Below are 25,571 nucleotides of genomic sequence, written 5' to 3' on the forward strand. Positions count from 1 at the left end.
ATGCCAGACAAGGCGCAACCGCCGCAGTGGGGCGGTCCCCACAAGGTGGGTGCAACGCCGGATGGCATGGCAACTCGCCCCGACCCTTCGGGTTGGCCCGCGTTGAGGCCGCATGCGGCGTTGCAAATGCTCGCCGGGTGTACAACCCGGCTTCGCTTTGCGCCTTGCCTGCAACCCCAACGCGGGCCAACGCGCACCCACCCCACAGCCCGACAGCCTCCTAGGCCTTTTTTCATCATGTTCACAGGCATCGTCCAGGGCGTCGCCCATGTCGCATCGATTGACGCCCGCGAGGGGCTGCACACGCTGGCGCTGAAGCTGCCGGCGGGCTTCGATGACGAGCTCGCCATCGGCGCCAGCGTGTCCTGCGACGGCGTCTGCCTGACCGTCACCGAGCGGCCGTCGCCCGACGTCGCGCTGTTCGACGTGATGGGCCAGACGATGAAGCTGACGACGCTGGGGGGCTTGCGCGTCGGCTCGGGCCTGAACGTCGAGCGTGCGGCCAAGGATGGTGCCGAGATCGGCGGCCATCCGCTGTCGGGCCACGTCGACGTGTCGGCGCACATCGCCGAGATCCGCAAGCCGGACAACAACCACGTCATCCGCTTCGCCGTGCCGGCGCCGTGGATGCGCTACGTGTTCGCCAAGGGCTACATCGGCGTCAACGGCTGCAGCCTGACGGTGGCCGAGGCGCAGCGCGAGCGCGACGGCTCGGGCTGGTTCGAGGTGTGGCTGATCCCCGAGACGCTGCGCATGACGACGTTCGCCGACAAGGCCGTCGGCGATGCCATCCACCTGGAGATCGACCGCGGCACGCAGGTCGTCGTCGACACGGTGCGCGATGCGCTGGACGAGAAGCTGGGCCCCTTGCTGCCGGTGCTGGAGGCCATCGCGAAAGAGCGCGGCATCGACCTGACGCAGCTCGCCATCGGCAAATCTTGATGCGTTCTTGATGCCGCCCGCCGCGATCTTGTCGGCGGTTTGACAGCGCGATTTCCAGAATGACCTCCATGTTTTTTGGAGGTGTCATGGACATCGTTTTTCTCGGTCTGGGCGCGGTTCTCGCGCTGCTGACCGCACTGGCGGCCTGGGGCTGCCAGCGCCTGGCGGGGAGGAAGTCATGAGTGGCTTCGAACTCGCCGCCACCGTGCTCGTCGTTGTGCTGGTGGGCTATCTTTTCTGGGCCTTGCTGTTCCCGGAGGACTTGTCATGAGTTCCTCTGCATGGACGCAGCTTGCCGCCTTCCTCGTCGTGCTGCTCGTGCTGGCCAGGCCGCTGGCGACGTGGATTCACGCCGCGATGGAGGGGCGCGTTGCGTGGTTGCTTCGCGTGGAACGCCCGTTGCTGCGGGCTGCCGGCGTCGGGGGTGCGGAGCAGGGCTGGCTCCGCTACTCGCTGGGCCTGTTGCTGTTCAATGGGCTGGGCGTCATCGCTGTCTATGCGCTGCAGCGGCTGCAAGCACAGTTGCCGCTGAACCCGCAGGACTTCGCCGCCGTGTCGCCGGACTCGGCGTTCAACACCGCCATCAGCTTCGTCACCAACACGAACTGGCAGGGCTACGGCGGCGAGACGACGATGAGCCATCTGACGCAGATGATGGGGCTGACGGTGCAGAACTTCCTGTCCGCGGCCACGGGCCTGGCGGTCGTCATGGCGCTGCTGCGTGGCTTCGCCCGCAGGAGCGCCGGGACGCTCGGCAACGTCTGGGCCGACCTGACCCGCGCCACGCTGTGGGTGCTGCTGCCGCTGTCGCTCGCATTCGCCGTCATGCTGGCAGGCCTGGGCGTCGTGCAGACGCTGGCGGCGGCCGTGCCGGCGACGACGCTGGAGGGCGTACAGCACTCGATCTCGCTGGGGCCGGTCGCGTCGCAGTTGGCCATCAAGATGCTGGGTACCAACGGCGGCGGTTTCTTCAATGCCAACTCGGCGCATCCGTTCGAGAACCCGACGGCGCTGACGAACGCGCTGCAGATGCTGGCCATCTTCCTGATCCCGACGGCGTTGTGCTTCGTCATGGGCCGGCAGGTGGGTGACATTCGCCAGGGCTGGGCGCTGCTGGCAGCCATGGCGGTGATGTTCGTCGTCGCCGTCGTCATCGCCACCGGCGCCGAGCAGGCGGGCAACCCGCGGCTGGCCGCACTGGGCGTGGACGCCACCGCCAGCGCCACGCAGCCCGGCGGCAACATGGAAGGCAAGGAGGCGCGCTTCGGCATCAATGCGTCGTCGCTGTTCGCCGTCATCACCACGGCCGCCAGCTGCGGCGCGGTGAACGCGATGCACGACAGCTTCACGCCGCTGGGCGGCGCCGTGCCGCTGGTGATGATGCAGCTCGGCGAGGTTGTCTTCGGCGGCGTCGGCGCGGGGCTGTACGGCATGCTGGTGTTCGCGCTGCTGGCGGTCTTCGTGGCCGGGCTGATGATCGGCCGCACGCCCGAGTACCTCGGCAAGAAGATCGAGGCCGTCGACATGAAGATGGTGTCGCTGGCCATCCTGCTGACGCCGCTGGCGGTGCTGGTGGGCACGGCGGTCGCGGTGGCGACCGAGCCCGGCCGCGTCGGCATCGCGGCGCCCGGCGCGCATGGCTTCAGCGAGGTGCTGTACGCGTTCTCGTCCGCCGGCAACAACAACGGCAGCGCCTTCGCCGGGCTGTCTGCCAACACGCCGTTTTACAACCTGCTGCTGGGTCTGGTGATGTGGGTGGGCCGCTTCGGCGTCATCGTGCCGGTGCTGGCGCTGGCAGGCTCGCTGGCGGGCAAGAAGCGCCTCGTGGCTGGCGAGGGATCGCTGCCCACACACGGCCCGCTTTTCGTGGCCCTGCTCATCGGCGTGGTGCTGCTGGTGGGCCTTCTGAACTACGTGCCGGCGCTGGCCCTGGGGCCGGTCGTCGAGCACCTCATCCTGTGGAGCGCCGCATGAGCCGGGCCTTTTCGTTGTTCGACGCCAAGCTGGCGAGCGAGGCCCTCGTAGCGTCCGTCACCAAGCTGGATCCGCGCGCGCAAGCGCGCAACCCGGTGATGGCCGTCGTCTACCTAGGCAGCCTGTTCACGACGGCGCTGGCCGTGGCCCAGCCCTCGGGCTTCGTCATCGCCGTGATGGTGTGGCTGTGGTTCACCGTGCTGTTCGCCAACTTCGCCGAGGCGCTGGCTGAGGGGCGCAGCAAGGCTCAGGCCGCGTCGCTGCGCAGCCTGAAGAAGGAGACCTGGGCCAAGGTGGCCGATGACTGGCGCGCCGGCGTGCCGCGCGACCAGATCAAGTGGCACCCCCGCGAGGCCGGCACGCTGCGCCGCGGCGCGATCGTGCTGGTGGAGGCGGGCGACGTGGTGCCGGCCGACGCCGAGGTCATCGACGGCGTTGCGTCGGTGGACGAGAGCGCCATCACCGGCGAGTCGGCGCCCGTCATCCGCGAGAGCGGCGGCGATTTCTCCGCGCTGACTGGCGGCACGCGCGTGCTGTCAGACTGGGTCATCGCGCGCGTGGCGGTGAACCCCGGCGAGACCTTCGTCGACCGCATGATCGCGATGGTGGAGGGCGCCCAGCGCAAGCGCACGCCCAACGAAGTGGCGCTAACCATCCTGCTGGTGGCGCTGACGCTGGTGTTCCTGGGCGTCGTCGCCACGCTGCTGCCGTTCTCGGCGTTCAGCGTCGCTGTGGCCGGCGCGGGGGAGCCGGTCAGCCTGGTCGTGCTCGTCGCGCTGCTGGTGTGCCTGATCCCGACGACCATCGCCGGCCTGCTGTCGGCCGTGGGCGTGGCGGGCATGAGCCGCATGCTGCAGGCCAACGTGGTGGCCACCTCCGGCCGGGCCGTGGAGGCCGCGGGTGACGTGGACGTGCTGCTGCTGGACAAGACCGGCACCATCACGCTGGGCAACCGCCAGGCCGACGCCTTTTGGCCGCTGGCCGGCGTCAGCGAGGCGCAGCTGGCCGACGCGGCGCGGCTGGCCTCGCTGGCCGACGAGACGCCCGAGGGCCGCAGCATCGTGGCGCTGGCCGATCGCAGGTTCGGTGCAGCCGCCGCAGCGGCCGAGCGCGGCGAGTTCGTGCCCTTCACCGCGCAGACGCGCATGAGCGGCGTGGACCTGGGCGCGCGCCAGATCCGCAAGGGCGCCGGCAGCGCGGTGCGCGCGCATGTCGAGGCGCTGGGCGGCCGCTGGCCGGCCGGCGTGCAGGCGGTCGTCGACGAGGCGGCCCGCCGCGGCAGCACGCCGCTGGTCGTCGCGGACGGCACGCAGGTGCTGGGCGTCGTCGAGCTGAAGGACATCGTCAAGCCCGGCATCAAGGAGCGCTTCGCGCAGCTGCGCCGCATGGGCATCAAGACGGTCATGGTCACCGGCGACAACCGGCTGACCGCCGCGGCCATCGCGGCGGAGGCGGGCGTGGACGACTTCCTCGCCGAAGCCACGCCCGAGGCCAAGCTGGCGCTGATCCGCGAGCACCAGGCGCAGGGCCGGCTCGTCGCGATGACCGGCGACGGCACCAACGACGCGCCCGCGCTGGCCCAGGCCGACGTGGCCGTGGCCATGAACACCGGCACGCAGGCCGCCAAGGAGGCCGGCAACATGGTGGACCTGGACAGCGACCCCACCAAGCTCATCGAGGTGGTGGAGACCGGCAAGCAGATGCTGATGACGCGCGGGTCGCTGACGACGTTCTCCATCGCCAACGACCTGGCCAAGTACTTCGCGGTGCTGCCGGCGGCGTTTGTGTCCACCTACCCGCAGCTGGCGACGCTCAACGTGATGCAGCTGGCCAGCCCCAGCTCGGCCATCCTCAGCGCCGTCATCTTCAACGCGCTGATCATCGTCGTTTTGATCCCGCTGGCGCTCAAGGGCGTGCGCTACCGCGCCATCGGCGCGGCCGCGCTGCTGCGCCGCAACCTGCTCGTCTACGGCCTGGGTGGCGTCATCGTCCCCTTCATCGGCATCAAGGCCATCGACCTGCTGCTGGTCGCACTGGGCCTGGCCTGAACCCTTCTTCCTGTCGTTCCATGAAAAAGACTGCTTTCTCTCTGCTGGCGCTGCTCGCGCTGGCGCCCGCCTTCGCCGCGGAGGCCACGAGCCCCTGGTCGTTCAACGCCGGCGCGGTCAGCGACTACCGCTACCGCGGCATCTCGCAGACCCGGCTGCAGCCGGCGCTGCAGGGCGGCGTGGACTACGCCGCGCCCGCGGGCTTCTATGCCGGCGCCTGGGCGTCGACCATCCGTTGGGTGCGTGACGCCGGCGGCGACGCCAGCGCCGAGCTGGACGTCTACGGCGGCTACAAGGCCGAGGTTGCGCCCGGCCTGACGCTGGACGTCGGCCTGCTGCAGTACGTCTACCCCGGCAATCGGCTGCAGCCCAGCGCGAACACGCTGGAGGCCTACGCGGGCCTGAGCTTCGGGCCGCTCACCGCCCGGTACTCGCACAGCACGACGCGGCTGTTCGGCTTCGCCGACAGTCGCGGCTCGGGCTACCTGGACCTGTCGGCCAGCCTGGACCTCGGCGACGGCTTCACGCTGACGCCGCACGTGGGCCACCAGACCGTGCGCCGCAATGCCGCGGCGTCCTACACCGACGCATCGCTGACGCTGGCCAAGGAGGTGTCCGGCGTGGTCGTCAGCGCGGCGCTGGTGGGCACCGACGCCGGCCGCGCGGCCTACACGAGCGCCGCCGGCGCCAAGTTCCTGGGCCGCACGGGTGTCGTGCTGGGCCTGAAGAAGACCTTCTGAGGAGACGCTGCATGACCCCCACCCTGGAGGCACCCGCCACCCCCGCCCGCGCCGACGTGCCGCTGTGGCGGCCCGCGCTGACGCTGTTCGTCGTGCTCAGCCTCGTCACCGGCCTGGCCTACCCGCTGCTGGTCACCGGCCTCGCGCAGACGCTGTTCCCGCGCGAGGCCAACGGCAGCCTCGTCGAGCGCGATGGCCAGGTCGTCGGCTCGGCGCTGATCGGCCAGCAGTTCAGCGACGCCGGGCATTTCTGGGTCCGCCCGTCGGCCACCGCGCCGATGGCCAACAACGCCGCCAACTCGGCCGGCTCCAACCTGGCGCCCACGGCGCCTGCACTGGTGGAGGCCGTGCAGGCCCGGGTGCTGGCCTTGCGTGCGGCCGACCCGGGCAACACCGCGCCGGTGCCGGTGGACCTGGTGACCACGTCCGCCAGCGGGCTGGACCCGCACATCAGCCGCGCCGCCGCCGACTACCAGGTGGCCCGCGTGGCCCGTGTGCGCGGCCTGCCGCTGGCGACGGTGCAATCGCTCGTCGAGCAGCACGCCGAAGGGCGTTGGCTGGGCTTGATCGGTGAGGCCCGCGTGAACGTGCTGGCGCTCAATCTTGCCCTCGCCGACACATACGGCGCCGCGAGGTGACAGATGGACTGGTTGTACGCCACCGCGGCTCTGGTGGCCGTGGCACTGCCGCTGGCGGTGATCTGGGGGCTGCTGCACTGGCAGCAACGGCGCCGCAGCCATGCGAGGATCCGGCGCTCCGCCCGCTTACCCTGACACACCCATGCTGATCAACAGCGCTGTTTACGATGATGGTCGCATGGTGGCCGAGCCAGCGCTGGACGACGTGTCCGAGGCGCTGCAGGCTCATGAAAAGGGTTTTGTCTGGATCGCGTTGCGCGACCCCACGGATGATGAGCTGACGCGTCTGCAGCACGAGCTGGACCTGCCGCCGCTCGCGGTGGAGGACGCCCGCAAGGGCCAGCAGCGCCCCAAGGTCGAGGAGTACGGCGATATCACCTTCGCTGCCATGCACCTGCTGGAGACAGGCCTCGACGGGCTGGCTGTGGGCGAGGTGCATGTGTTCGTCGGGCCGCGTTTCGTCGTGTCCGTGCGCCACCGCAGCCAGCAGGGCTTCCTGGGCGTTCGAGACCGCGCCGAGCGCGAGCCGGAGCTGCTTCGCCAGGGGCCGGGTTTCGTGCTGTATGCGCTGATGGACGCCGTGGTGGACCGCTACATCCCGTTGATGGACGACATCGATGGCGCGCTGGAGGCGCTGGAGGCCACGATGTTCCAGCCGGGGCAGGACCGCCAGGCCGTGGTGCAGCAGCTGTTCGCGCTGAAGCAGCAACTGGCCACGCTGCGCCACGCCGTCACGCCCTTGCTGGAAGTGGCGGCCCGGTTGCACGGCGGGCGCGTGCCCGTCGTCTGCAAGGCGCTGCAAGAGTATTTCCGCGATGTCTACGACCATCTCGTCCGGCTGCAGGCCAGCATCGACGCGGCCCGCGAAACCATCATCGCGGCCACGCAGGTCAACCTCACCCTGGTGAGCGTGGAGGAGTCCCTGGTCACCAAGCGGCTGGCCGCCTGGGCCGCCATCTTCGCGGCGTCCACCGCGCTGGCTGGCATCTGGGGCATGAACTTCGACAAGATGCCTGAGCTCAAGTGGGTCTATGGCTACCCGATGGCGCTGGCCACCATCGTGCTGGTCAGCGGTGCGCTGTACTGGCGCTTCAAGCGCCTGCGCTGGTTGTGAGCGACGCGCGGCCCGACCCTGACGCCCTGCTGGCCCAACTCCGTCGCGACGAGGACAGGGCCCGGCGTGGCCGGCTGAAGATTTTTTTCGGCGCCAATGCCGGCGTGGGCAAGACCTTCGCGATGCTGGCCGCCGCGCAGGCGGTACACGAGCAGGGCCGCGCGGTGCGGGTGGGCGTCGTCGAGACCCATGGCCGGGCGGACACCGAAGCCATCGCCCGTGATCTGCAACGGCTGCCGCTGCGCGACCTCGCCCACAAGGGGCAGATCTTGCGCGAGTTTGACCTCGATGCCGCACTCGCCTGGGCAACTGCCGAGCCGGGTGGCGTGCTGCTGCTGGACGAGCTGGCGCACAGCAACGCGCCCGGCTCGCGCCACGCCAAGCGCTGGCAGGACGCGGCCGAGCTGCGTGAGGCGGGCGTGGAGGTCTGGACGACGCTGAACGTGCAGCACCTGGAGAGCCTGAATGACGTGGTGGGCGGCATCACCGGCATCCGCGTGTGGGAGACGTTGCCGGACAAGGTGTTCGACGAGGCGGACGAGGTGGTCGTCGTCGACCTGCCGCCCGACGAGCTGCTGCAGCGGCTGAAGGCCGGCAAGGTCTACCTGCCGGCCCAGGCCGAGCGCGCGGCGAAGAACTTCTTCCGCAAGGGCAATCTGCTGGCGCTGCGCGAGCTGGCGCTGCGCCGCACGGCCGACCGCGTGGACGACCAGATGCAGGCCTACCGGCGCGAGAACGGTGCCGGCGCGGTCTGGGCCAACCGCGAATCCCTGCTGGCCTGCGTCGGCCCGGTTGTCAACAGCGACAAGGTCGTGCGCAGCGCCGCGCGGCTGGCCCAGCAACTGGACCTGGACTGGCATGCCGTGCATGTCGAGACCGCCCGCCCGCTCAGCGATGCGGCCCGCCAGCGCGTGCAGCGCACGCTGGCGCTGGCGCAGCGCCTGGGCGCGCGCACCGCCACGCTGTCGGCGCCCGAGGTTGCGCCAGCGCTGGTCGGTTACGCGCGCGAGCACAACCTGGCGCGCCTCGTCATCGGCCGCCGCGAACACGCCTGGCGCTGGCCGGGCCGCCCCTCACTGGCCGAGGCGCTGAACCGACAGGCCGGGGCGATGGATGTGCTGCAGGTGGCCCTGCCCGCCGCCCGCGAGCGCGAACCGCCGGCCGAGCCTGTGCGTGGCCTGCTGACGCCTCAATCCCTGCGTGGCTATGCCGCAGCGGCGGGTGGCGTGCTGCTGACCACGGCGTTGTCGCTGCTGCTGTTGCGTGTCATGGCGCCCACGAACATCGCCATGCTTTATCTGCTCAACGTCGTCGGCGTGGCGCTGCGGTGGGGGCGCGCGCCGGCCGCGCTGACGGCGCTGCTGGGCGTGGCCGCTTTCGATTTCGTCTTCGTCGAGCCGCGTTGGTCGTTCGCGGTGGGCGATGCCCAATATCTCGTGACCTTCGCCGTGCTGCTGCTCGTGGGGCTGGTGATCGGCCAGCTGGCGGCGGGCTTGCAGGCCCAGGCGCTGGCCGCCCGCGAACGCGAGCGGCGCGTTCGCGGCCTGTACGCCATGTCGCGCGATCTCGGCGCCGCGCTGGTGCCGGTGCAGGTGGCCGAGATCGCCGCGCGCTTCCTGCGCGCCGAGTTCGGGGTTGGCTCGGCCGTGCTGGCGCCGCCGCTGGCCGATGCCGGCCATGAAGTGCTGGCGGTGCTGCCGGGGGCGAGCGTCGAGCCTGACCTGGGCGTCGCGCAATGGGCTTTCGACCATGCGCAGCCGGCGGGGCAGGGCACCGACACGCTGCCCTCCAGCCCCTGCCTCATGTTGCCGTTGACGGCGCCGATGCGTCTGCGTGGCGTGCTGGCGGTGGCCGGCCGCGGCCGGCGCTGGCTGGCCGATGAGCGTGAGCTGCTGGACACCTGCGCGGCGCTGATCGCGATCTCGCTGGAGCGCATCCACTACATCGAGGTGGCACAGCAGAGCACGCTGCAGATCGAGGGCGAGCGGCTGCGAAACTCGGTGCTGACGGCCGTCTCGCACGACCTGCGCACGCCGCTGGCCGTGCTGGTGGGCCTGGCTGACGCGTTGAAGCTGACGCCGCTGACCGGGCCACAGACGGAAGTGGCCGACGCGATGCGCCGCTCGGCCCAGCGCATGAGCGCGCTGGTGGGCAACCTGCTGGACATGGCGCGGCTGCAAGCCGGTGGTGCCCCGTTGAACCGGCAGTGGCTGCCGCTGCAGGAGGTGGTCGGCAGCGCGCTGGCCAGCCTGGACGAGGTGCTGGCCGGCCGTGCGCTGGCGGTGGCCTTGCCGGCCGAATTGCCGCTGGTGGCCCTGGATGCGGTGCTGATGGAGCGCGTGCTCGTCAACCTGCTGGAGAACGCCGCCAAGTACGGCTGCGGCGCGATCGGCATTGCCGCGCGCACGGTGGGGCGTCACATCGAGATCGATGTGACGGACGACGGGATCGGGTTCCCGCCTGGCCGCGAGGAGCAGCTGTTCGACAAGTTCGAGCGCGGCGACCGCGAGAGCGCCACGCCGGGCGTGGGTCTGGGCCTGGCCATCTGCAAGGCCATCGTTCAGGCGCATGGCGGGCGCATCAGCGCCCACAATGTGGCTGCCGGGGGCGCTTGCGTGCGCATCGCGCTGCCCCTTGGAACACCCCCGAAGGAGAACCTGGAGTGAGCGCCCCGCGCGTGTTGATGATCGAGGACGAGCCGGAGATCCGGCGCTTCGTCCGCATGGCGCTGCAGAGTGAGGGGCTGGAGGTGTTTGACGCGGCGAGCCTGCAGCGCGGCCTCATCGACGCCGCCACGCGCCGGCCCGAGCTGGTGGTGCTGGACCTGGGCCTGCCCGATGGCGATGGGCTGGACTTCATCCGCGAGTTCCGTGGCTGGTCCGCAGCGCCCATCCTCGTGCTGTCGGCCCGCGAGGGCGAGGACCGCAAGGTGCAGGCGTTGGATGCGGGCGCCGACGACTATCTCGTCAAGCCCTTCGGTGTGGCGGAGCTGCTGGCACGCGTGCGCGTGCAATTGCGCCGCCGCAGCGCGGGCCTGGAGGCCGACCCCGTGCTGCGCTTTGGTGACATCACCCTGGACCGGGCGCTGCGCACCGTGACGCGGGCCGGTGAGGCGCTGCACCTGACGCCCATCGAATACCGGCTGTTGCAGGAGCTGGCCAACGCGCCCGGCCGCGTGTTGACCCACCAGCACCTGCTCAAGGCGGTGTGGGGACCGGGTCATGCCGAGGACGTGCATTACGTCCGCGTGCACATGGCCAATCTGCGCAAGAAGCTGGAGGCCGACGCCAACCGTCCGCAATGGCTGGTGACCGAGGCCGGCGTGGGCTACCGGCTCAAGACCTGACTCCGGCCCGCGCCGAGCTTCGTGATCTCCGCCACGTGCGGGGCGTTTTTTCCGCCGTATGACAGTCTTGTCATAGCTGTTGCACGATGTTTTTCTAGGCTGCCTGCCTGACGTGATCACGCGTTCGCAGGAGCCCATGCCTTGATCCCCACCGTTCCCCTGGCCTCCCCCACCCGGCGGCCGCCGGCGCGCTTTGCCCAGCCCGTGGCGGGCGATCTGGCGCTGGCCTGCGTGTCCGTCACGCCGGAGCACAACAACGCCCAGGTGTTCGAGATCTTCGGCCGCCACCGCGAGCTGGGCAGCCTGCCGGTGCTGGAGGACGGCCGGCCCATCGGGCTCATCAACCGCGCGCTGTTCCTGTCGCAGATTGCCAAGCCCTTCCACAAGGAGCTGTTCGAGAAGAAGAGCTGCATCGCCTTCATGGACAAGCAGCCGCTGGTGGTGGACGCCGCCGTCACCGTGGAGCAGCTGGCGCTGCTGACCGTGGAGTCGGGCGAGAAGGCGCTGGCCGATGGCTTTCTCATCACCGAGCAGGGCCGCTTCACGGGCGTGGGCTACGGGCTGGACCTGATGCGCGTCATCGCCGAGCAGCAGGCCGAGCGCAACCGCCACATCATGCAGAGCATCGACTACGCGAGCGTGATCCAGCGCTCCATGCTGGGTGTCTCCAGCGCCGCGTTGCAGCGCCGGCTCGGCGATGCGTGCCTCGTCTGGGAGCCGCGCGACACCGTGGGCGGCGACTTCTACTTGTTCCAGGACGATGCCGACGGCTGGTTCGCAGCCGTGGCCGACTGCACCGGCCACGGCGTGCCCGGTGCCTTCCTGACGCTGATCGCCCACGCGGCGCTGAAGCAGGCGCTGGAGCGGCACGGCCCGCGTGACCCGGCGCTGCTGATGACGGAGGTCAGCCAGGCCATCAAGGCCTCGCTGGGCCAAATCGATGGCGCAGGCTCGGCGTCCAACGACGGGCTGGACGCGGCCTTCCTGTGGTTCGACGCGGCCAGCAGCCGGCTCAGCTTCGCCGGCGCGCGCACGCCGTTGCTGCTGCAGGAGCCAGGCCAGGCCGGCGTGGAGATCATCGACGCCGACCGCCTGGGCCTGGGCTACGCCGACACGCCGGCCGACGCACGCTGGACCTGCCGGCACATCGACCTGCGCCCCGGCGCCGTGCTGCTGGCCTGCACCGACGGGCTGGTCGACCAGATCGGCGGGCCCAAGGCCATCGCCTTCGGCCGCCGCCGCCTGCGCGAAGCGCTGGTGCGCCACCGCGAGCTGCCCATGGCCGACCTCGGCGCCGCGCTGATGCAGGAGCTGGCCGGCTACCAGGGCAGCCAGCTGCGCCGCGACGACCTCACCCTCTTTGGATTCCGACTGAACTGAGCCCCATGGAACCCCGTCACACCTACGAGCAATACCGCGAGTTCTGCGAGCTCGCGCGGCAGAAGCAGGTCATCTTTTACTACGTCGGCTACTTCTCGCAGAGCATCGTCACCGCGATGGCCGAGGCCGTTCGGCTGCGCTTGGAGCAGTGCGGCACCGCCGGGCCCACGCGGCGACGGCTGTTCTCGTCCTTCGTCGAGATGGCGCAGAACATCATTCACTACTCGGCCGATGCGCTGACGCCGCCGGCCCAGACGCAGCATGAGCTGCGCCACGGCTCGGTGTGCATCGGCGTGGACGCCGAGGGCCGCTACTTCCTGCTGTGCGCCAACCCCGTGGATGGCGGCGTCGCACAGCTGCTGCGCGAGCGCCTGCAGACGCTGCGCGCGATGACGCTGGAGCAGATCAAGGCCAGCTACCGCGAGACGCTGCGCGCCGAGACGCCTGAGGACAGCAAGGGCGCCGGCATGGGCCTGCTGACGATGGCGCGCGATGCCAGCGAGCCGCTGGAGTTCGAGTTTCAGCCCACGGAGGACCCGGCTACCGCCATGTTCTTCCTGAAAACCACGATCTGAACGGCAACCGACAAGAACACCAAGCCATGAATCCCCTGCACATCCCCGCCACGCCCAGTTCCCCCGAGGTCGATTTCCGTTTCGACGCGCACGCGCTGGCGCTGCGTGGCGAGTCCTTCCCCGAGAACGCCGCCGCCTTCTACGGCCCGCTGATCGCTGCGCTGCGTGAGTTCCTCGCCCAGCCGCATGACGGCCACATGCTCACGGTCGAGGTCGCGCTGACCTACTTCAACAGCTCCAGCACCAAGATGCTGTTCTCGCTGTTCGACCTCCTGGATCAGGCCTGCGCGGCCGGCCGCCGGGTGCGGCTGGACTGGCAGCACGACGCCGAGGACGACACCATCCGCGAGTTCGGCGAAGAGCTGATGGCCGATTTCTCCCACCTCGAGATCGAACTCCGTGCTGTCAATGCCTGAGATCGACACACCAACCCAGCACGACCTCTTCGAGCAGGAGGCCGCCGCGCTGGAACGGGCGCTGCGCGCGCGCGACGACGTGACGCTATCCGCCGCCGGCTGCCGCGCCGCGCTGGCCGATCTGGTGCAGCACTTCGAGCGCCTGATGCGCGAGAGCCGCCGCCTGATCCGCCGCAGCGACCGCGAGGAGCGCGAGCTCAACGTGTTGAACAGCGAGCTGCACCGCCTGGCCAGCCAGCTGGAATACAAGGCGCGCCACGACTCGCTGACCGGCGCGCTCAACCGCGGCGCCATCTTCGAGCGCGCCGGCCGCCTGCTGGAGTGCTGCCCGCTGGCGCTGGTGGTGCTGGACATTGACTGCTTCAAGAGCATCAACGACGCCCACGGCCACCCGGCCGGCGATGCCGTCATCTGCGAGGTGGTGAATCGGTTGCGGCAGTCGGTGCCGGTGGGAGCCGAGATCGGCCGTGTCGGCGGCGAGGAGTTCTCCATCCTGCTGCCCGGCGCCTCCCAGGAGGCCGCCCTGCAGCGTGCCGAGGCCATGCGCCAGGCCATCGCCAGCCGGCCGTTCGATTGCCTGCCGGGCCGCGTGGTCACGGCCAGCTTCGGCGTCAGCACCACGCCGCAGCGCGGCAGCTTCGGTGATGCCTATGCGCGCGCAGACGAGGCCATGTTCGAGGCCAAGCGCGGTGGCCGCAACCAGGTGCGCGCTGCGGCGGCGCCCGTGCAGGGATGAGGCGCCGCGTGCTGCCCTCGGCTTGGCTGCGCGCCTCGTTGGCCCTGATGCCCGCGCGCGCCGCAGCGCGGCCGGCCGCCGATGACCTGCGCCGGCGCCGGCTGCTGGACAAGGCCCACACCGACGCGCTGACTGGCCTCGCGCTGCGCGACTGCTTCGTTGCAGCTGCCGCTGATGCGCTGGCCGCAGGCGGGCCGGCGGCTCTGCTGTGCCTGGACGTGGACCGCCTCAAGACCGTCAACAACGTGCTGGGCTTTGCCGCCGGCGACTCGCTGCTGCTGGGCCTGGCCGCCCGGCTGGAGCGGCTGCAGGAGCAGGGCCTGCTGTGCGGCCGCCTTGCTGGCGGCTGCTTCGTGCTGCTGCTGCCGCTGGCCGATGCCGGCGGCTGGCAGGGCGAGGTGCAGCGGCTGCACGCCATGCTCAACCGCCGCCATGCCTGGCAGGGCCAGACGCTGGACGCCACGGTCTCCATCGGCGTGGCGCTGTGCCCGGCCCACGGCCGCAATGCCGAGACGCTGGTGCAGCGCGCCGAGCAGGCTATGTTCGAGGCCAAGCGGCTGCGCAACGAGGTGGCGCTGTACGACCCCGAGCTGGAGGCTGACCGGTTGTCGCACCTGAGCCTGCTGTCGGAGCTGGAGGCCGCCATCGCCCAGGGCCAGCTGCGCCAGGTGCTGCAGCCCAAGCGCCGCCTGCGCGACGGCCGCATCACCGGCGCCGAGGCGCTGGTGCGCTGGCAGCACCCGCTGCGCGGCTGGTTGCCGCCGGCCGAGTTCGTGCCCTTCGCCGAAAGCACCGGCCGCATCCGCCAGATCACGCAGTGGATGCTCAGGCGCGCGATCGCCACGCTGGCCACCTGGTGCGCGCAGGGGCGCGACGTGGCCATCGCTGTCAATATCTCCACACTGGATCTGCAGGACGGCCAACTGCCCGTGCGCATTGAGGCCTTGCTGCAGGCGGCCGGCGTGCCGGCGCGGCTGCTGCAGCTGGAACTGACCGAGACCGGCCTGATGGCCGGCAGCCAGGACCCCATCCACGTGCTGCAGTCGCTGAGCCGGCTGGGCGTGCGACTTGCCATCGACGACTTCGGCACCGGCCAGTCTTCGCTGGCCTACCTGCAGCGGCTGCCGGTGCACGAGTTGAAGATCGACCGCAGCTTCGTCGACGGCGTGGACCGCGATGCCAAGCGCCAGGCGCTGCTTTGCTCCATCATCACGTTAGGCCACGGACTGGGGCTGGAGGTCACGGCCGAGGGAGTGGAGACTGAGGCCGAGCTGGCGGTGCTGCACCGCCTGGGCTGCGATCTTGTGCAGGGCTACTGGGTGGGCAAGCCGCTGCCGCTGGCGCACTTCGACGCGCTGCTGGCGCCGGCGCTGGCCTGCGAGTCGGCTTGAGGAGGCTGGGTGGGCCCGGCCGCTATGCTGCCTCGCCATGCAAACGCCCACCTCCCTGCTTGCCCTGGCGCTCGCCGCGATCGCGGTGTCCGCTCCCGTCACTGCACAGACGCCGCCCGACCCGGTGACGACGCTCGTGGACCAGCTGGACCTGGAGAAATACACGGCCACCATCAAGGGCCTGACGCAGTTCGGCGACCGTCGCCAGGGCACGGCCCGCAATCGTGCGGCGCTGGACTGGATCGAGGCTCAGCTGAAGCAGCAGGGCTGCACGAACACCGAGCGGCTGCGTTACGAGTTCACCGAGCCCGCGCGCCGCAACCCGGCGCAGCTGCAGCCCCGGCGTGCGGCAGGCCCGGCAGCGCAGGGCGGCGGCACGCTGTTCGGCCCGCGCGCCCCCATCGGCGTCAACCTCGACCCGCTGGCCCAGCCAGACGAGCGGCTGCGCGCGCTGAACGCAGAGCTCCCGCCTCTGGGAACGGGGCCGCGCGAGAGCCTGTACTGCACCAAGGTCGGCACGACTCGGCCCGACGAGATGATCATCGTCTCCGCCCACATGGACGGCCTCGGCTTTGGCGAGGCTGCCAATGACGACGGCTCCGGCACGGCGCTGGTCATGGAGCTGGCGCGCATCCTCAATGCGCCGGGCGTGACGACGGAGCGCTCCGTGCGCTTCATCCTCTGGAACAACGAGGAAACCGGCCTCAACGGCGCCCATGCCTACGTGGCCCAGCGCAAGGAGCTGCAGGGCATCGAGTCGCCCCCGGGCTCGGGCCGCTACCCCGAGCCGAAATGGCTGGGCGTCATCCAGCACGACATGCTGCTGTTCGACCACGGCAGGCCCATACCCAGGCTCGACGCCGCCGGCAAGCCCGTGCTGGACGCCAAGGGTCAGCCCGTCTACACAGCCCCCAGGGAGCAGCGCGCCGAGGCCGATGTGAATGTCGAGTTCCAGGTCAACAGCCAGCAAGCCGATGCCTCGGCCAAGCTGGCCTGGGCGATGCGTGCGGCCAATGAGAAGTACGCCACCGACTACCCCGTCGCCGTGGGCAACCGCATGACCAACACCGACTCCGTGCCCTTCATGGACCACGCGCCCGCCGTCTCGGTACGCGAGAACGAGCGCGGCATGCACATCGGCGCCGGCTGGAACCCGCACTGGCACCAGCCCACTGACCTGTACTCGACTTATTCGGACAAGGACTTCCTGCTCGGCCTGAACGCCGCACAGACGACGTTGGCCGCCGTGGCACAGCTGGTAGGGGCCAGAGGCAAGCCCTGACCCCCCGCAGGCAAGCGCCTGCGCCGAGGGGTTCCCGCGTTTGCGGGGATGTGCGCCCGTTGCAACTCGATACAGTTGCGGCCATCGCGCGGCTGCTAACGGCAAGCATGCGCGGGCACACAGATGCCGCAGGGGTGCTCGCCCCCAGCTGAAACAGGGAAGGCCGCGGCCGCGAGGTCCGTCGGCCATGCACGGGGCCCACTGCGGTGGCCCCATTCATTCACCGATGTCGTGCGGGCAGCAGCTGCTGTTCTCGTCGCGGCGTGCCCTGCCTGTTTGATCCGTGGAAACCAACACCGTTCTCGCGCCTGTCCGTCATCTGTCCCCTGTTGCCGCCCGTGACGCGGCCGACCTCATCGTCGAGGCGCTGGAGGCGCTGGGCGTTGAGTACGTCTTCGGCGTGCCGGGTGGCGCCATCGAGCCGCTGTACAACGCGTTGGCACGCAGCGCCCGCCGGGGTGGGCCGCAGGCCGTCGTCGCGCGCAACGAGCAGGGCGCCGCCTACATGGCCGACGGCTATGCCCGCGAGACCGGGCGGCTGGGCGTGTGCATCGCCACCTCGGGGCCCGGGGCCACCAACCTGATCACGGGCGTGGCCTGCGCCTACGACAACGACGTGCCCATGCTCGTCATCACCGGGCAGCCGCCAATCCGCAACTTCGGCCGCGGGGCGCTGCAGGAGTCCAGCTGCACGGGCATCAACACGATGGCGATGTTCCGCCCCTGCACGCGCTACAACTCGCTGGTCTCGCATGCCGAACAACTGCCCACCAAGCTGTTCAACGCCATCATGCAGGCGCAGCGCGCGCCCAGCGGGCCCAGCCATTTGTCCATCCCCGTGGACATCCTGCGCGAACCGCTGCAGGCCGACCACGACGCGCCCGACTTCGCCGGCCTGCTTCGGCGGGCCCCGGCGCTGGTGGACCTGCCGGCCGTGCGCCAGCTGGCTCGCCTGCTGTTCTCGGCGCAGCGGCCGGTGTGGCTGATCGGCGCGGGCTGCGGCGAGGCGGCTGCCGAGCTGATGCAGCTGGTGCAGCGCACCGACGGCCACTTCATCACCACGCCCGACGGCAAGGGCCTCGTCAACCCGCGCCACCCGCGCTTTGCCGGCGTGTTCGGCTTCGGCGGGCATGCCGGTGCGGCCGAGCTGCTGCAGGGTGAGCCCGACCTCGTCATCGCGCTGGGCACCGGCTTCGGCGAGTTCAACAGCGGCGGCTGGAGCCGCGCGCTGCTGAACAGTCGCCTCGTGCACGTGGACGACAGCGACGACAACCTGATGCGCTCGCCGATGGCGCGGCTGCATGTCCGGGGCCACATCAAGACGGTGTGCGAGCAGCTGCTGGCGCTGCTGGCGCCGCCACAGGGCGCGCCGGAAGCGCAGCTGTTGCCCTTCCTGCACCCGCAGGTGGCACGCAAGGCTTACGAGGCGCTGGTGGACAACCCGGTGGCCGCGTGTGGCGACGATGCGCCCGTCAAGCCCCAGCGGCTGCTGGCTACCTTGTCCGAGCGCTGCACGCCGCAGACGCGCTTCGTGGCCGATGCCGGCAACAGCGCCGCCTGGGCCGTGCACTACCTGGCCCCGCGCGACCAGCGCGGCGGCCGCACGCCCGGCGGCGCCTGGCTGCCTGCGGGCCGGGAGCGGCGCACGCGGCACGGCAGCTGGCTGCGCGTCACCATGGACTTCGCGCCCATGGGCTGGGCCATCGGCTCGGCGGTGGGCATCGCGCTGGCCAACCGGCGCTGCCCTGTGGTGTGCCTGACCGGCGACGGCAGCTACCTGATGAACGGCCAGGAGATCACGGTGGCCGCCGAGCTGGGGCTGCCGGTGCTGTACGTCGTGCTCAACGACGGCGCGTTGGGCATGGTCAAGCATGGCCAGCGGCTGGCGGGCGCCGAGCCCATCGGCTTCCAGCTGCCGCAGGTGGACTTCGCGCTGATGGCGCGCGCCATGGGCATTGCCGGCCTCGTCGTGCGCTCGGCCGCCGAGCTGGACGCGGTGGACTTCGAGGCGCTGCTGGCGCGGCGCGGCCCCACGCTGATCGACGTGCGCATCGATGGCGAGGAGGTGCCGCCCATGAACCTGCGCATGAAGACGCTGGGCACCGCGCGATGAGCGCACCGCTGACGACCCGCATCTGGCGCGAGCAGCCCGAGCCCGACAACCCGCTCGCGGCGCGCTCGGCCCACTGCCATGGCTACGACGTCTACGGCGAGATGCTGGGCCACGCCGGCTGGGCCGACATGCTGTTCCTGCTGCTGCAGGGCGAGGCGCCCTGGCCCGAGCAGCGCGCGCTGCTGGAGATGCTGGCCGTGGCGCTGGCCAATGCCGGCCCGCGCGATGCGGCCGTGCATGCGGCCATGGCCAGCGCCGTGGGCGGCGCGCCGGCGGCGGCGGCGTTGATGGCGGCGCTGTCCGTCGGGGCCGGCCGGCACGGCGGCGCGCGCGACGTGTTCGATGCCATGACGGCCTGGCTCGAATGCGGCGCCGACCTGCCGGCCTGGCAGCGGTTGCTGGCCCGGCCTGCCGCTGCGGCGCCGGACGTCTGGCCCGACCGCGAGCGCGCCGCCGGCTTCGAGCCGCGCGGGCCTGCCGGGGCCGGCATCGTGCGGCAGGCCTTGCACGCGATGGCCGGCCTGCCCCAGGCCCGGCAACTGCGCTGGTTGGCGGAGCACCGCGAGGCGCTGGAGGCGGTGGCCGGGCGGCCGCTGGCGATGAGCGGTGTTGCGGCCGCAGCGCTGGGCGACCTGGGCCTCAGCCCGGCGCAGGGCGAGATGCTGTTCCTGTTGCTGCGCCTGCCCGGCGCGGCCGCGCATGCGCTGGAGCAGGGCGCGCGGGGCTACAAGCGCTTTCCGTTCCCGGCCGTGCAGCTGGACGAGGAGGCCACCGCATGACGCTGCCGGACACCACCGTGCTGCGCACCCGCGTGGGCGCCTGCTGGCCCGGCACGCGGGCCGTGTTCCGCGGGCTGGACCTGCATCGCGACCTGGCCGGCGCGGGCAGCATGGACCTGTTCCTGTTCGGCATCACCGGCCGTCGCTTCGGCGCCCACGAGCTGCGCCTGCTGGACGGCATGTGGGCCCTGACCGGCTATCCCGACACGCGGCTGTGGAACAACCGCGTCGCCGCGCTCGCCGCCAATGCGCGCAGCCTGCCGTCGCTTGCGCTGGCGGCGGGGCTGGCGGCCAGCGAGGCGCGTGTGTTCGGGGGCGGGCCGGCCTTCTTCGCGATCGAGTTCCTGCTGCGCGCCGGCGAACGCCAGCGTGCGGGCGACGGCGTGGAGGCCATCGTGGCCGACGAGCTGGCCCGCCAGCGCCGCATCCTCGGCTACGGCCGGCCCATCCACGCGACGGACGAGCGCCTGCCGCCGCTGCTGGCGCTGGCTGGCCGCGAGGGCCTGGCCGACGGGCCGCACCTGCGGCTGGCGCTGGACATCGAGCAGGTGCTGCTGCGCCGCAAGTCCTTCCTGAAGCTCAACTACGCCGGCGCCACGGCGGCGCTGGCGGCCGACCTGGGCCTGACGGCACGCCAGTACCAGCTCTACAACGTGTTCAAGACCATGCTGGGCATGCCGCCCTGCGTGGTCGAGGCCGCCGAGAAGCCCGAGGGCACGCTGATGCCGACGGCGTGTTCGCAAGTGGTGTATGAGGGCCATCCCTCACGTTGCTGGACCGCGAGAGGGCGCGCGGCGCCCACATAATCCGCGCGCCTCAATCGTTGTCAGGTGCGCCATGCCAAGTCGTTCAGCAGGTCTCGTCGGACTCGCCGCAGTGCTCGTGCTGGGCGCCTCCGGCGTGGCCGCGCAGACCGACGAGGACGAGCTGGCCCAGGCCTATGGCGACCAGCGCTCGGTCAGCATCGCGGCCGGCAGCCGCCAGACGCTGCGCCAGGCGCCGGCAGTGGCCAGCGTCGTGACCGCCGAGGCCATCGCCGCGATGGGCGCGACCGACCTGGACGAGGTGCTGCAGACGGTGGCGGGCCTGCACGTCGGGCGCGCGGCCAACCAGTACGCGCCGCTGTATGTCTTTCGAGGCGTCTATAGCCAGTTCAATGCCCAGGTGCTGCTGCTGCAGAACGGCGTGCCGATGACGACGCTGTTCGTCGGCAACAAGGGCAACCTGTGGGCGGGCTATCCGGTCGAGCACATCGCGCGCATCGAGGTCATCCGCGGCCCGGGCTCGGCGCTGCATGGCGCGGACGCCTTTGCCGGCGTCATCAACATCGTCACCAAGTCCGCGCAGGACGCGCCCGGCACCAGCGTGGGCGCGCGCACGGGCAGCTTCCGCACGCGTGATGCCTGGGTGCTGCATGGCGGCCGGCTGGGGGCGATGGCCGTGTCGGCCTACCTGCGTGTGGGCGAGACCGACGGCGCGCGCAGCCTCATCGAGCGCGATGCGGCCCAGCCCGGCGTCACGCGCTCGCCGGGGCCGCTGAACCTGGGGCGTGAGGCGGTGGACGGCAACCTGGAACTGGCCCACGGCGGCTGGCGGGCCCTCCTGGGCTACAAGCTGCGCAGCGACGTGGGCAGCGGCGCGGGCGTGGCCTCGGCGCTGGACCCGGTCGGCCGCGGGCGCAGCGAGCGGACCCACGCCGACCTCGCCTGGACCGATCCCGATCTCGGCAACGGTTGGGGCGCCGGCGCGCAACTCAGCCTGCTGCACTACAGCGACCTGGCCACCACGCCCTACGTGCTGCTGCCGGCTGGCACGACGCTGGGTACCGGCAATGTGTTTGCCGACGGGCTGATCGGCGGGCCCAACAAATGGGAGCGCCAGCTACGCGCATCGGCCTACCTGACCTGGACGGGCTGGGCGGGCCACCAGCTGCGCATGGGCGTGGGCCGTGACGACCTCGATCTCTACAAGACCACCGAGCGCAAGAACTTCAATGCGAACTACAGCCGCATCGGCACGGGCTCGTTCGCCGACGTGACCGACTTCTCCGCCACGACACTGAAGTTCATGCTGCCGCAGCGGCGCCAGGTCAGCCATGCCTACCTGCAGGACGAGTGGCAGCTGCACCCGGACTGGGTGCTCACGACGGGCGTGCGCCACGACGACTTCGGCGACTTCGGTGCCACCACCAACCCGCGGCTGGCGCTGGTCTGGAGCGCGGCCTACGACCTGACCGTGAAGCTGCTGCACGGCCGTGCCTTCCGCGCGCCATCGTTCAACGAGCAGTACAGCATCAACAACCCCGTCATCGGCGGCAATCCGACGGTCAGGCCCGAGACCATCCGCACGACGGAGGCGGCCTTCTCCTGGGCGCCGATGGACGGCTGGCAGCTGAACCTGACGCTGTTCCGCCATGCGATGCGCGACATCATCCGCGGCGCGCCCAACCCGGCCGCGCCACCGGCCAACCTGACGCAGAACCGCGGCGGGCAGGATGGCCGCGGCGCGGAGTTCGAGCTGGTGTGGGATCTGACGCGCAGCCTGCGCGTGCTGGGCAACCTCGCGCTGCAGCGCTCGGTGGACGCCGCCACCGACGTGGATGCCGGCTACGCCCCGACGCGGCGGGCCTACCTGCAGGCCGACTGGCAGTTCGCGCGCGGCAGCAGCCTCAGCGCCCAGCTCCACCACGTGGCCGGCCGCCACCGCCCCGCCGGCGATGCGCGGGCGCCGCTGCGCGACTACACGACGCTGGACCTGGCCGTCCGCACGCGGCTCGCAGGCTCGGGCTGGGAGCTGGCCGCGATGCTGCGCAACCTGGCCGGCGCCGATGCGCGCGAGCCCAGCCTGGCCGGCAGCGGCATCGTCCACGACCTGCCGGTGTCGCCACGCGGCGCCCAGGTCCAGGGCCTGTACCGTTTTTGACGGACGTGACGTGCGGCAACCGCTTCCTGGCACTTCCATAATGCCGCCGGCCATGCCCTGCCACGGCGCCCGCCCATCCCCTTCTTTCCGTTGACAGACCCACACGTCACCGTCGAACCCCACCGCCGCACCTGGCTGCGGCATGCGCTGGGCGGCGCCGTGGCGCTGGCGACCGGTGCGGCGCCCGCCGCTGATGCCACGCGTGGGCTGGTGGTGGTGCATCCCGAGCTGGGCGATCCGTTTCGGCAGGTCTTCGCCGCCATCCTCGACGGTATGGCCGACCGGCTCGGCTCGCCGGTGGCGAGCATCGCAGTGGCTGGCCAGACCAACCCGGCGCAGGTGGCCGACGACATTCGCCGCCGTGACGTCCAGGTGGTGGTGGGCCTGGGGCGGGGCGGGCTGCGCATCGCGGCCGCGCTGGCCGGCGAGATGAGCGTGATGGCGGGCTGCGTGGTCTCGGTGCAGGAGGAGGAGGCGCGCAGCTTCCCGGTCCACACGCTGGCGCCCGACCCGGCGCTGCTGATGGCGCGGCTGCGCCGGCTCAGGCCCGGCGTGCGGCGCGTGCACCTGGTGTTCGACCCGCGGCTGAACGGCTGGCTGGTGAAGCTGGCGCGCGAGGCGGCACGCGCCGAGGGGCTGGAGCTGCTGGCCCAAGAGGCCACCGAGCAGGCCGGCGCGCTGCGGCTGTACGCAGCGCTGCTGGCCGGTGCCGACCCGGCCCGCGACGCCGTCTGGCTGCCACAGGACCCGACCACCGTCGACGACAACGCCGTGCTGCCGCTGGTGCTGCGCGAGGGCTGGAACCGCCACATCGCGGTGTTCTCCAGCCATGTCGCCCATGTGCGGCGCGGCGCGCTGTTCGCGCTGTACCCCGACAACCGCGAGCTGGGCCGCGCGCTCGCCGCATCGGCCCAGCGGCTGGCGGCGGCCCCCCGCGCGGCGGCCCAGGGCGTGCTGCCGCTGCGCCAGACCTTCGCCGCCATCAACGTGCGTACCGCCGCGCACCTGGGGCTGGACGTGCCGTCCGCGCCACCCGGCTTCGAGCTGGTCTATCCCACCCACTGAGATGTCAACGCACCCCCTCGACGGCCAGCCCTCCAGCATCCTGCCGGATGCCGACCTGCTGCCACCCGCCGCCGGCCCGCTGCCGCGGCCGTGGCTGTTGCGCGTCTACGTGCGCTGGCTGCGCGAGACCTCGTTCCGCCGCCACTTGAGCCTGGTCGTGGCGCTGGGCACGCTGGGCATGGCGCTGTTGCTGGCCGGCGCGAATGCCTGGCAGGGGGGGCGCGAGGTGCGCGCGATGATGCTGGATCAGGGGGGGCGCGTGGCTTCCAACCTGGCCTCCAGCAGCTCGCTGGCGTTGCTGTACGCAGCGGCCGACAACGCCGACGAGGCCGTGCAGGCCTCGCTGTCCTTCCCCGACGTGACCGCCATCGAGATCCGTGACGGCAGCGGCCGGCTGCTGCTGGCGCTGGGGCCGGGGCGCGACAGCTTGCCCGCGCCGGCGCCTCCCTCAGCCGCCGCCAGCGAGGCCTGGCTGGACCATGAGGGCGAGGACAGCTGGGCCTTCGCCGCGCCGGTGTGGACACGGCCGGAGCCGTCGCCGTTCGACGTCACGCTGCGGCCGGCGCAGCTGCTGGGCCATGTGCGCGTCATCCAGAGCAAGGCCACGCTGCACCGCGTGCAGGCCTCGCTGTTCCTGTCCAACCTCGGCGTGGCGCTGGCGTTCGCGGGGGTGTTCCTGTTCGCGGTGCGCTTCCTGGCGCTGCGGCTGACGAGGCCGCTGGTGGCGCTGTCGCAGGCCATGGAGCGCGTGGAACGTGGCGATGGCGATGCCCGCGCGCCGGCCGGCGGCCCGCGCGACATCGCGGCGATGGCCCACACCTTCAACCGCATGATCGCGGCGCTCAAGGAGCGCGAGGCCGAGGTGGCGGCCCATCGCGACCATCTGGAGGAGCTGGTGCGCGAACGCACGCTGGAGCTCAGCGCCGCCAAGGAGCGGGCCGAGGTGGCCAACAGCGCCAAGAGCCAGTTCCTGGCCCGCATGAGCCACGAGCTGCGCACGCCGCTGAACGCCGTCATGGGCTATGCCCAGCTGCTGAAGATGGACGATGGCGTCACGCCCAAGCAGCGCAGCGGGCTGGACATCATCCACAGCAGCGGCCAGCACCTGCTGACGTTGATCGTGGACATCCTGGACCTGTCCCGCATCGAGGCCGGCAAGGCGGAGCTGCGGCTCGCGCCCATGGATCTGGCCGCTCGCGTCAACGCGGTGGGCGACATCCTGCGCGTGATGGCGTCGAGCAAGCAGATCACGCTGGACCTGCAGCTGGACGAGGCATTGCCCGTGACCGTGCTGGCCGATGACAAGCGGCTGAGCCAGGTGCTGCTGAACCTGGTGGGCAACGCGGTGAAGTTCACGCATGAGGGGGGTGTGACGCTGCGCACGGCGCTGCAGCCCAGCGGCGATGCGCCGGCCGGGCATGTGGTGCTGCGTTTCGAGGTGCAGGACAGCGGCGTGGGTATTGCGGCGGACCAGATCGTGCGCTTGTTCGAGCCCTTCGAGCAGGCCGGCAATGCCGAGCAGCGCGTGGGCGGCACCGGCCTGGGGCTAGCCATCAGCCGCCAACTGGTGCGCATGATGGGCGGCGAGATCCACCTGCAAAGCCAGCTGGGGCAGGGCAGCTGCTTCTGGTTCGACATCACCGTGCCGGTGCTCGCCACGCCCAGCCCCTGACGCAGTAAGAGTTGTCACACAGGCCGGGCATCATGGTGAGCCATGAACCCGACCGAGACTCCGATGGCGACGACGATGCGGCCGCTGCCCGTGGCGCATGACGATGTCGTGGACGCTGACCTCGATGTGCGGCTGAGCACGCCGTCGACGCTGGTCGTCCATGCCCGGCTCGTGACCGGTGCGCCCGGGGCCGGCGGGGAGGGTGGCGTCGAGCTGGCTCTGGTCATTCCGCGCTCCCGCTGCCGCGGCGAACGGCCGCTGGCTGCGGCCCTGCTGGAAGCCGCCCGGGCGGCCGTGGCCCGCGCCACGCGGGCTGGCGTCCCGGCGCCGGCCCACCCGTCGCGTCGCGTCGTCACCCAGGTGGCGGGGCGGCCGCACCTCATCTTCATGCCCGACGCGGGTTGATCCGCTGTCGCCGCGGGCCTGCGCGCGGCGAAC

23 protein-coding genes are annotated in these 25,571 nt (G+C 71.2%); all 23 read left to right on the forward strand.

Going from position 1 to position 25,571, the window contains the following annotated elements; translation table 11 throughout:
- The first annotated feature begins 237 nt into the window (after positions 1–237).
- Entirely contained in the window at positions 238–942 is a 705-nt protein-coding gene (locus ACG0Z3_RS02515; RefSeq protein WP_394394974.1) for a riboflavin synthase subunit alpha, read from the forward strand.
- Positions 943–1,120: 178 nt separating this feature from the next.
- Positions 1,121–1,213 carry a potassium-transporting ATPase subunit F gene (locus tag ACG0Z3_RS02520; protein ID WP_394394975.1) on the forward strand — a complete coding sequence of 31 codons (93 nt, stop codon included), beginning with the start codon at positions 1,121–1,123 and terminating at the stop codon, positions 1,211–1,213.
- Entirely contained in the window at positions 1,210–2,916 is a 1,707-nt protein-coding gene (gene kdpA / locus ACG0Z3_RS02525; RefSeq protein ID WP_394394976.1) for a potassium-transporting ATPase subunit KdpA, read from the forward strand. The genes ACG0Z3_RS02520 and kdpA overlap by 4 nt, the downstream gene beginning before the upstream one ends.
- Positions 2,913–4,964, forward strand: coding sequence for a potassium-transporting ATPase subunit KdpB (kdpB, locus tag ACG0Z3_RS02530; RefSeq protein WP_394394977.1), 2,052 nt, complete (start codon positions 2,913–2,915; stop codon positions 4,962–4,964). Before kdpA ends, kdpB begins: the two co-directional genes overlap by 4 nt.
- 20 nt (positions 4,965–4,984) lie before the next feature.
- The gene (locus tag ACG0Z3_RS02535) at positions 4,985–5,704 is read left to right on the forward strand and encodes a TorF family putative porin (RefSeq protein WP_394394978.1); all 720 of its coding nucleotides are present in this window, start codon (positions 4,985–4,987) and stop codon (positions 5,702–5,704) included.
- 11 nt (positions 5,705–5,715) lie between these two features.
- The gene (kdpC, locus tag ACG0Z3_RS02540) at positions 5,716–6,342 is read left to right on the forward strand and encodes a potassium-transporting ATPase subunit KdpC (protein WP_394394979.1); all 627 of its coding nucleotides are present in this window, start codon (positions 5,716–5,718) and stop codon (positions 6,340–6,342) included.
- Between the two features lie 3 nt (positions 6,343–6,345).
- Positions 6,346–6,477, forward strand: a complete 132-nt coding sequence (locus ACG0Z3_RS02545; RefSeq protein ID WP_394394981.1) for a hypothetical protein — start codon at positions 6,346–6,348, stop codon at positions 6,475–6,477.
- A gap of 7 nt (positions 6,478–6,484) precedes the next feature.
- Positions 6,485–7,456: a magnesium and cobalt transport protein CorA gene (locus ACG0Z3_RS02550; RefSeq protein WP_394394983.1), complete on the forward strand. Its 972-nt coding sequence runs from the start codon at positions 6,485–6,487 to the stop codon at positions 7,454–7,456.
- On the forward strand, positions 7,453–10,122 hold the full coding sequence (locus ACG0Z3_RS02555; RefSeq protein WP_394394985.1) for a DUF4118 domain-containing protein: 2,670 nt from the start codon (positions 7,453–7,455) through the stop codon (positions 10,120–10,122). The genes ACG0Z3_RS02550 and ACG0Z3_RS02555 overlap by 4 nt, the downstream gene beginning before the upstream one ends.
- On the forward strand, positions 10,119–10,802 hold the full coding sequence (locus tag ACG0Z3_RS02560) for a response regulator (RefSeq protein ID WP_394394987.1): 684 nt from the start codon (positions 10,119–10,121) through the stop codon (positions 10,800–10,802). Before ACG0Z3_RS02555 ends, ACG0Z3_RS02560 begins: the two co-directional genes overlap by 4 nt.
- Positions 10,803–10,943: 141 nt before the next feature.
- Positions 10,944–12,182 (forward strand): SpoIIE family protein phosphatase, encoded by a 1,239-nt coding sequence (locus ACG0Z3_RS02565; RefSeq protein ID WP_394394989.1) that lies wholly within the window; start codon positions 10,944–10,946, stop codon positions 12,180–12,182.
- Positions 12,183–12,187: 5 nt separating this feature from the next.
- Positions 12,188–12,757 (forward strand): SiaB family protein kinase, encoded by a 570-nt coding sequence (locus tag ACG0Z3_RS02570; protein WP_394394991.1) that lies wholly within the window; start codon positions 12,188–12,190, stop codon positions 12,755–12,757.
- A gap of 26 nt (positions 12,758–12,783) precedes the next feature.
- A complete protein-coding gene (locus ACG0Z3_RS02575) occupies positions 12,784–13,173 on the forward strand; it encodes a DUF1987 domain-containing protein (RefSeq protein ID WP_394394993.1) in 390 nt (129 codons plus the stop codon).
- Entirely contained in the window at positions 13,166–13,909 is a 744-nt protein-coding gene (locus tag ACG0Z3_RS02580; RefSeq protein ID WP_394394995.1) for a GGDEF domain-containing protein, read from the forward strand. Before ACG0Z3_RS02575 ends, ACG0Z3_RS02580 begins: the two co-directional genes overlap by 8 nt.
- A gap of 8 nt (positions 13,910–13,917) precedes the next feature.
- Complete coding sequence (locus tag ACG0Z3_RS02585) at positions 13,918–15,300, forward strand: putative bifunctional diguanylate cyclase/phosphodiesterase (protein WP_394394997.1); 1,383 nt, start codon at positions 13,918–13,920, stop codon at positions 15,298–15,300.
- A 37-nt stretch (positions 15,301–15,337) separates the two neighbouring features.
- Positions 15,338–16,582 (forward strand): M20/M25/M40 family metallo-hydrolase, encoded by a 1,245-nt coding sequence (locus tag ACG0Z3_RS02590; protein ID WP_394395000.1) that lies wholly within the window; start codon positions 15,338–15,340, stop codon positions 16,580–16,582.
- Positions 16,583–16,865: 283 nt separating this feature from the next.
- Positions 16,866–18,695 (forward strand): thiamine pyrophosphate-binding protein, encoded by a 1,830-nt coding sequence (locus ACG0Z3_RS02595; protein ID WP_394395003.1) that lies wholly within the window; start codon positions 16,866–16,868, stop codon positions 18,693–18,695.
- Positions 18,692–19,474 carry a citrate synthase family protein gene (locus ACG0Z3_RS02600; protein ID WP_394395005.1) on the forward strand — a complete coding sequence of 261 codons (783 nt, stop codon included), beginning with the start codon at positions 18,692–18,694 and terminating at the stop codon, positions 19,472–19,474. The genes ACG0Z3_RS02595 and ACG0Z3_RS02600 overlap by 4 nt, the downstream gene beginning before the upstream one ends.
- Complete coding sequence (locus tag ACG0Z3_RS02605) at positions 19,471–20,280, forward strand: citrate synthase family protein (RefSeq protein WP_394395006.1); 810 nt, start codon at positions 19,471–19,473, stop codon at positions 20,278–20,280. Before ACG0Z3_RS02600 ends, ACG0Z3_RS02605 begins: the two co-directional genes overlap by 4 nt.
- A gap of 31 nt (positions 20,281–20,311) precedes the next feature.
- Entirely contained in the window at positions 20,312–22,396 is a 2,085-nt protein-coding gene (locus ACG0Z3_RS02610) for a TonB-dependent receptor plug domain-containing protein (RefSeq protein ID WP_394395009.1), read from the forward strand.
- Between the two features lie 90 nt (positions 22,397–22,486).
- The gene (locus tag ACG0Z3_RS02615) at positions 22,487–23,461 is read left to right on the forward strand and encodes a type 1 periplasmic-binding domain-containing protein (protein WP_394395011.1); all 975 of its coding nucleotides are present in this window, start codon (positions 22,487–22,489) and stop codon (positions 23,459–23,461) included.
- 1 nt (position 23,462) lies between these two features.
- Positions 23,463–25,133 (forward strand): ATP-binding protein, encoded by a 1,671-nt coding sequence (locus ACG0Z3_RS02620; protein ID WP_394395012.1) that lies wholly within the window; start codon positions 23,463–23,465, stop codon positions 25,131–25,133.
- Between the two features lie 63 nt (positions 25,134–25,196).
- Positions 25,197–25,538 carry a hypothetical protein gene (locus ACG0Z3_RS02625; protein ID WP_394395013.1) on the forward strand — a complete coding sequence of 114 codons (342 nt, stop codon included), beginning with the start codon at positions 25,197–25,199 and terminating at the stop codon, positions 25,536–25,538.
- Positions 25,539–25,571 lie beyond the last annotated feature (33 nt).

Origin of the sequence: Pelomonas margarita, from assembly GCF_043555875.1 — a bacterium.
GTDB lineage: Bacteria > Pseudomonadota > Gammaproteobacteria > Burkholderiales > Burkholderiaceae_C > Pelomonas > Pelomonas margarita.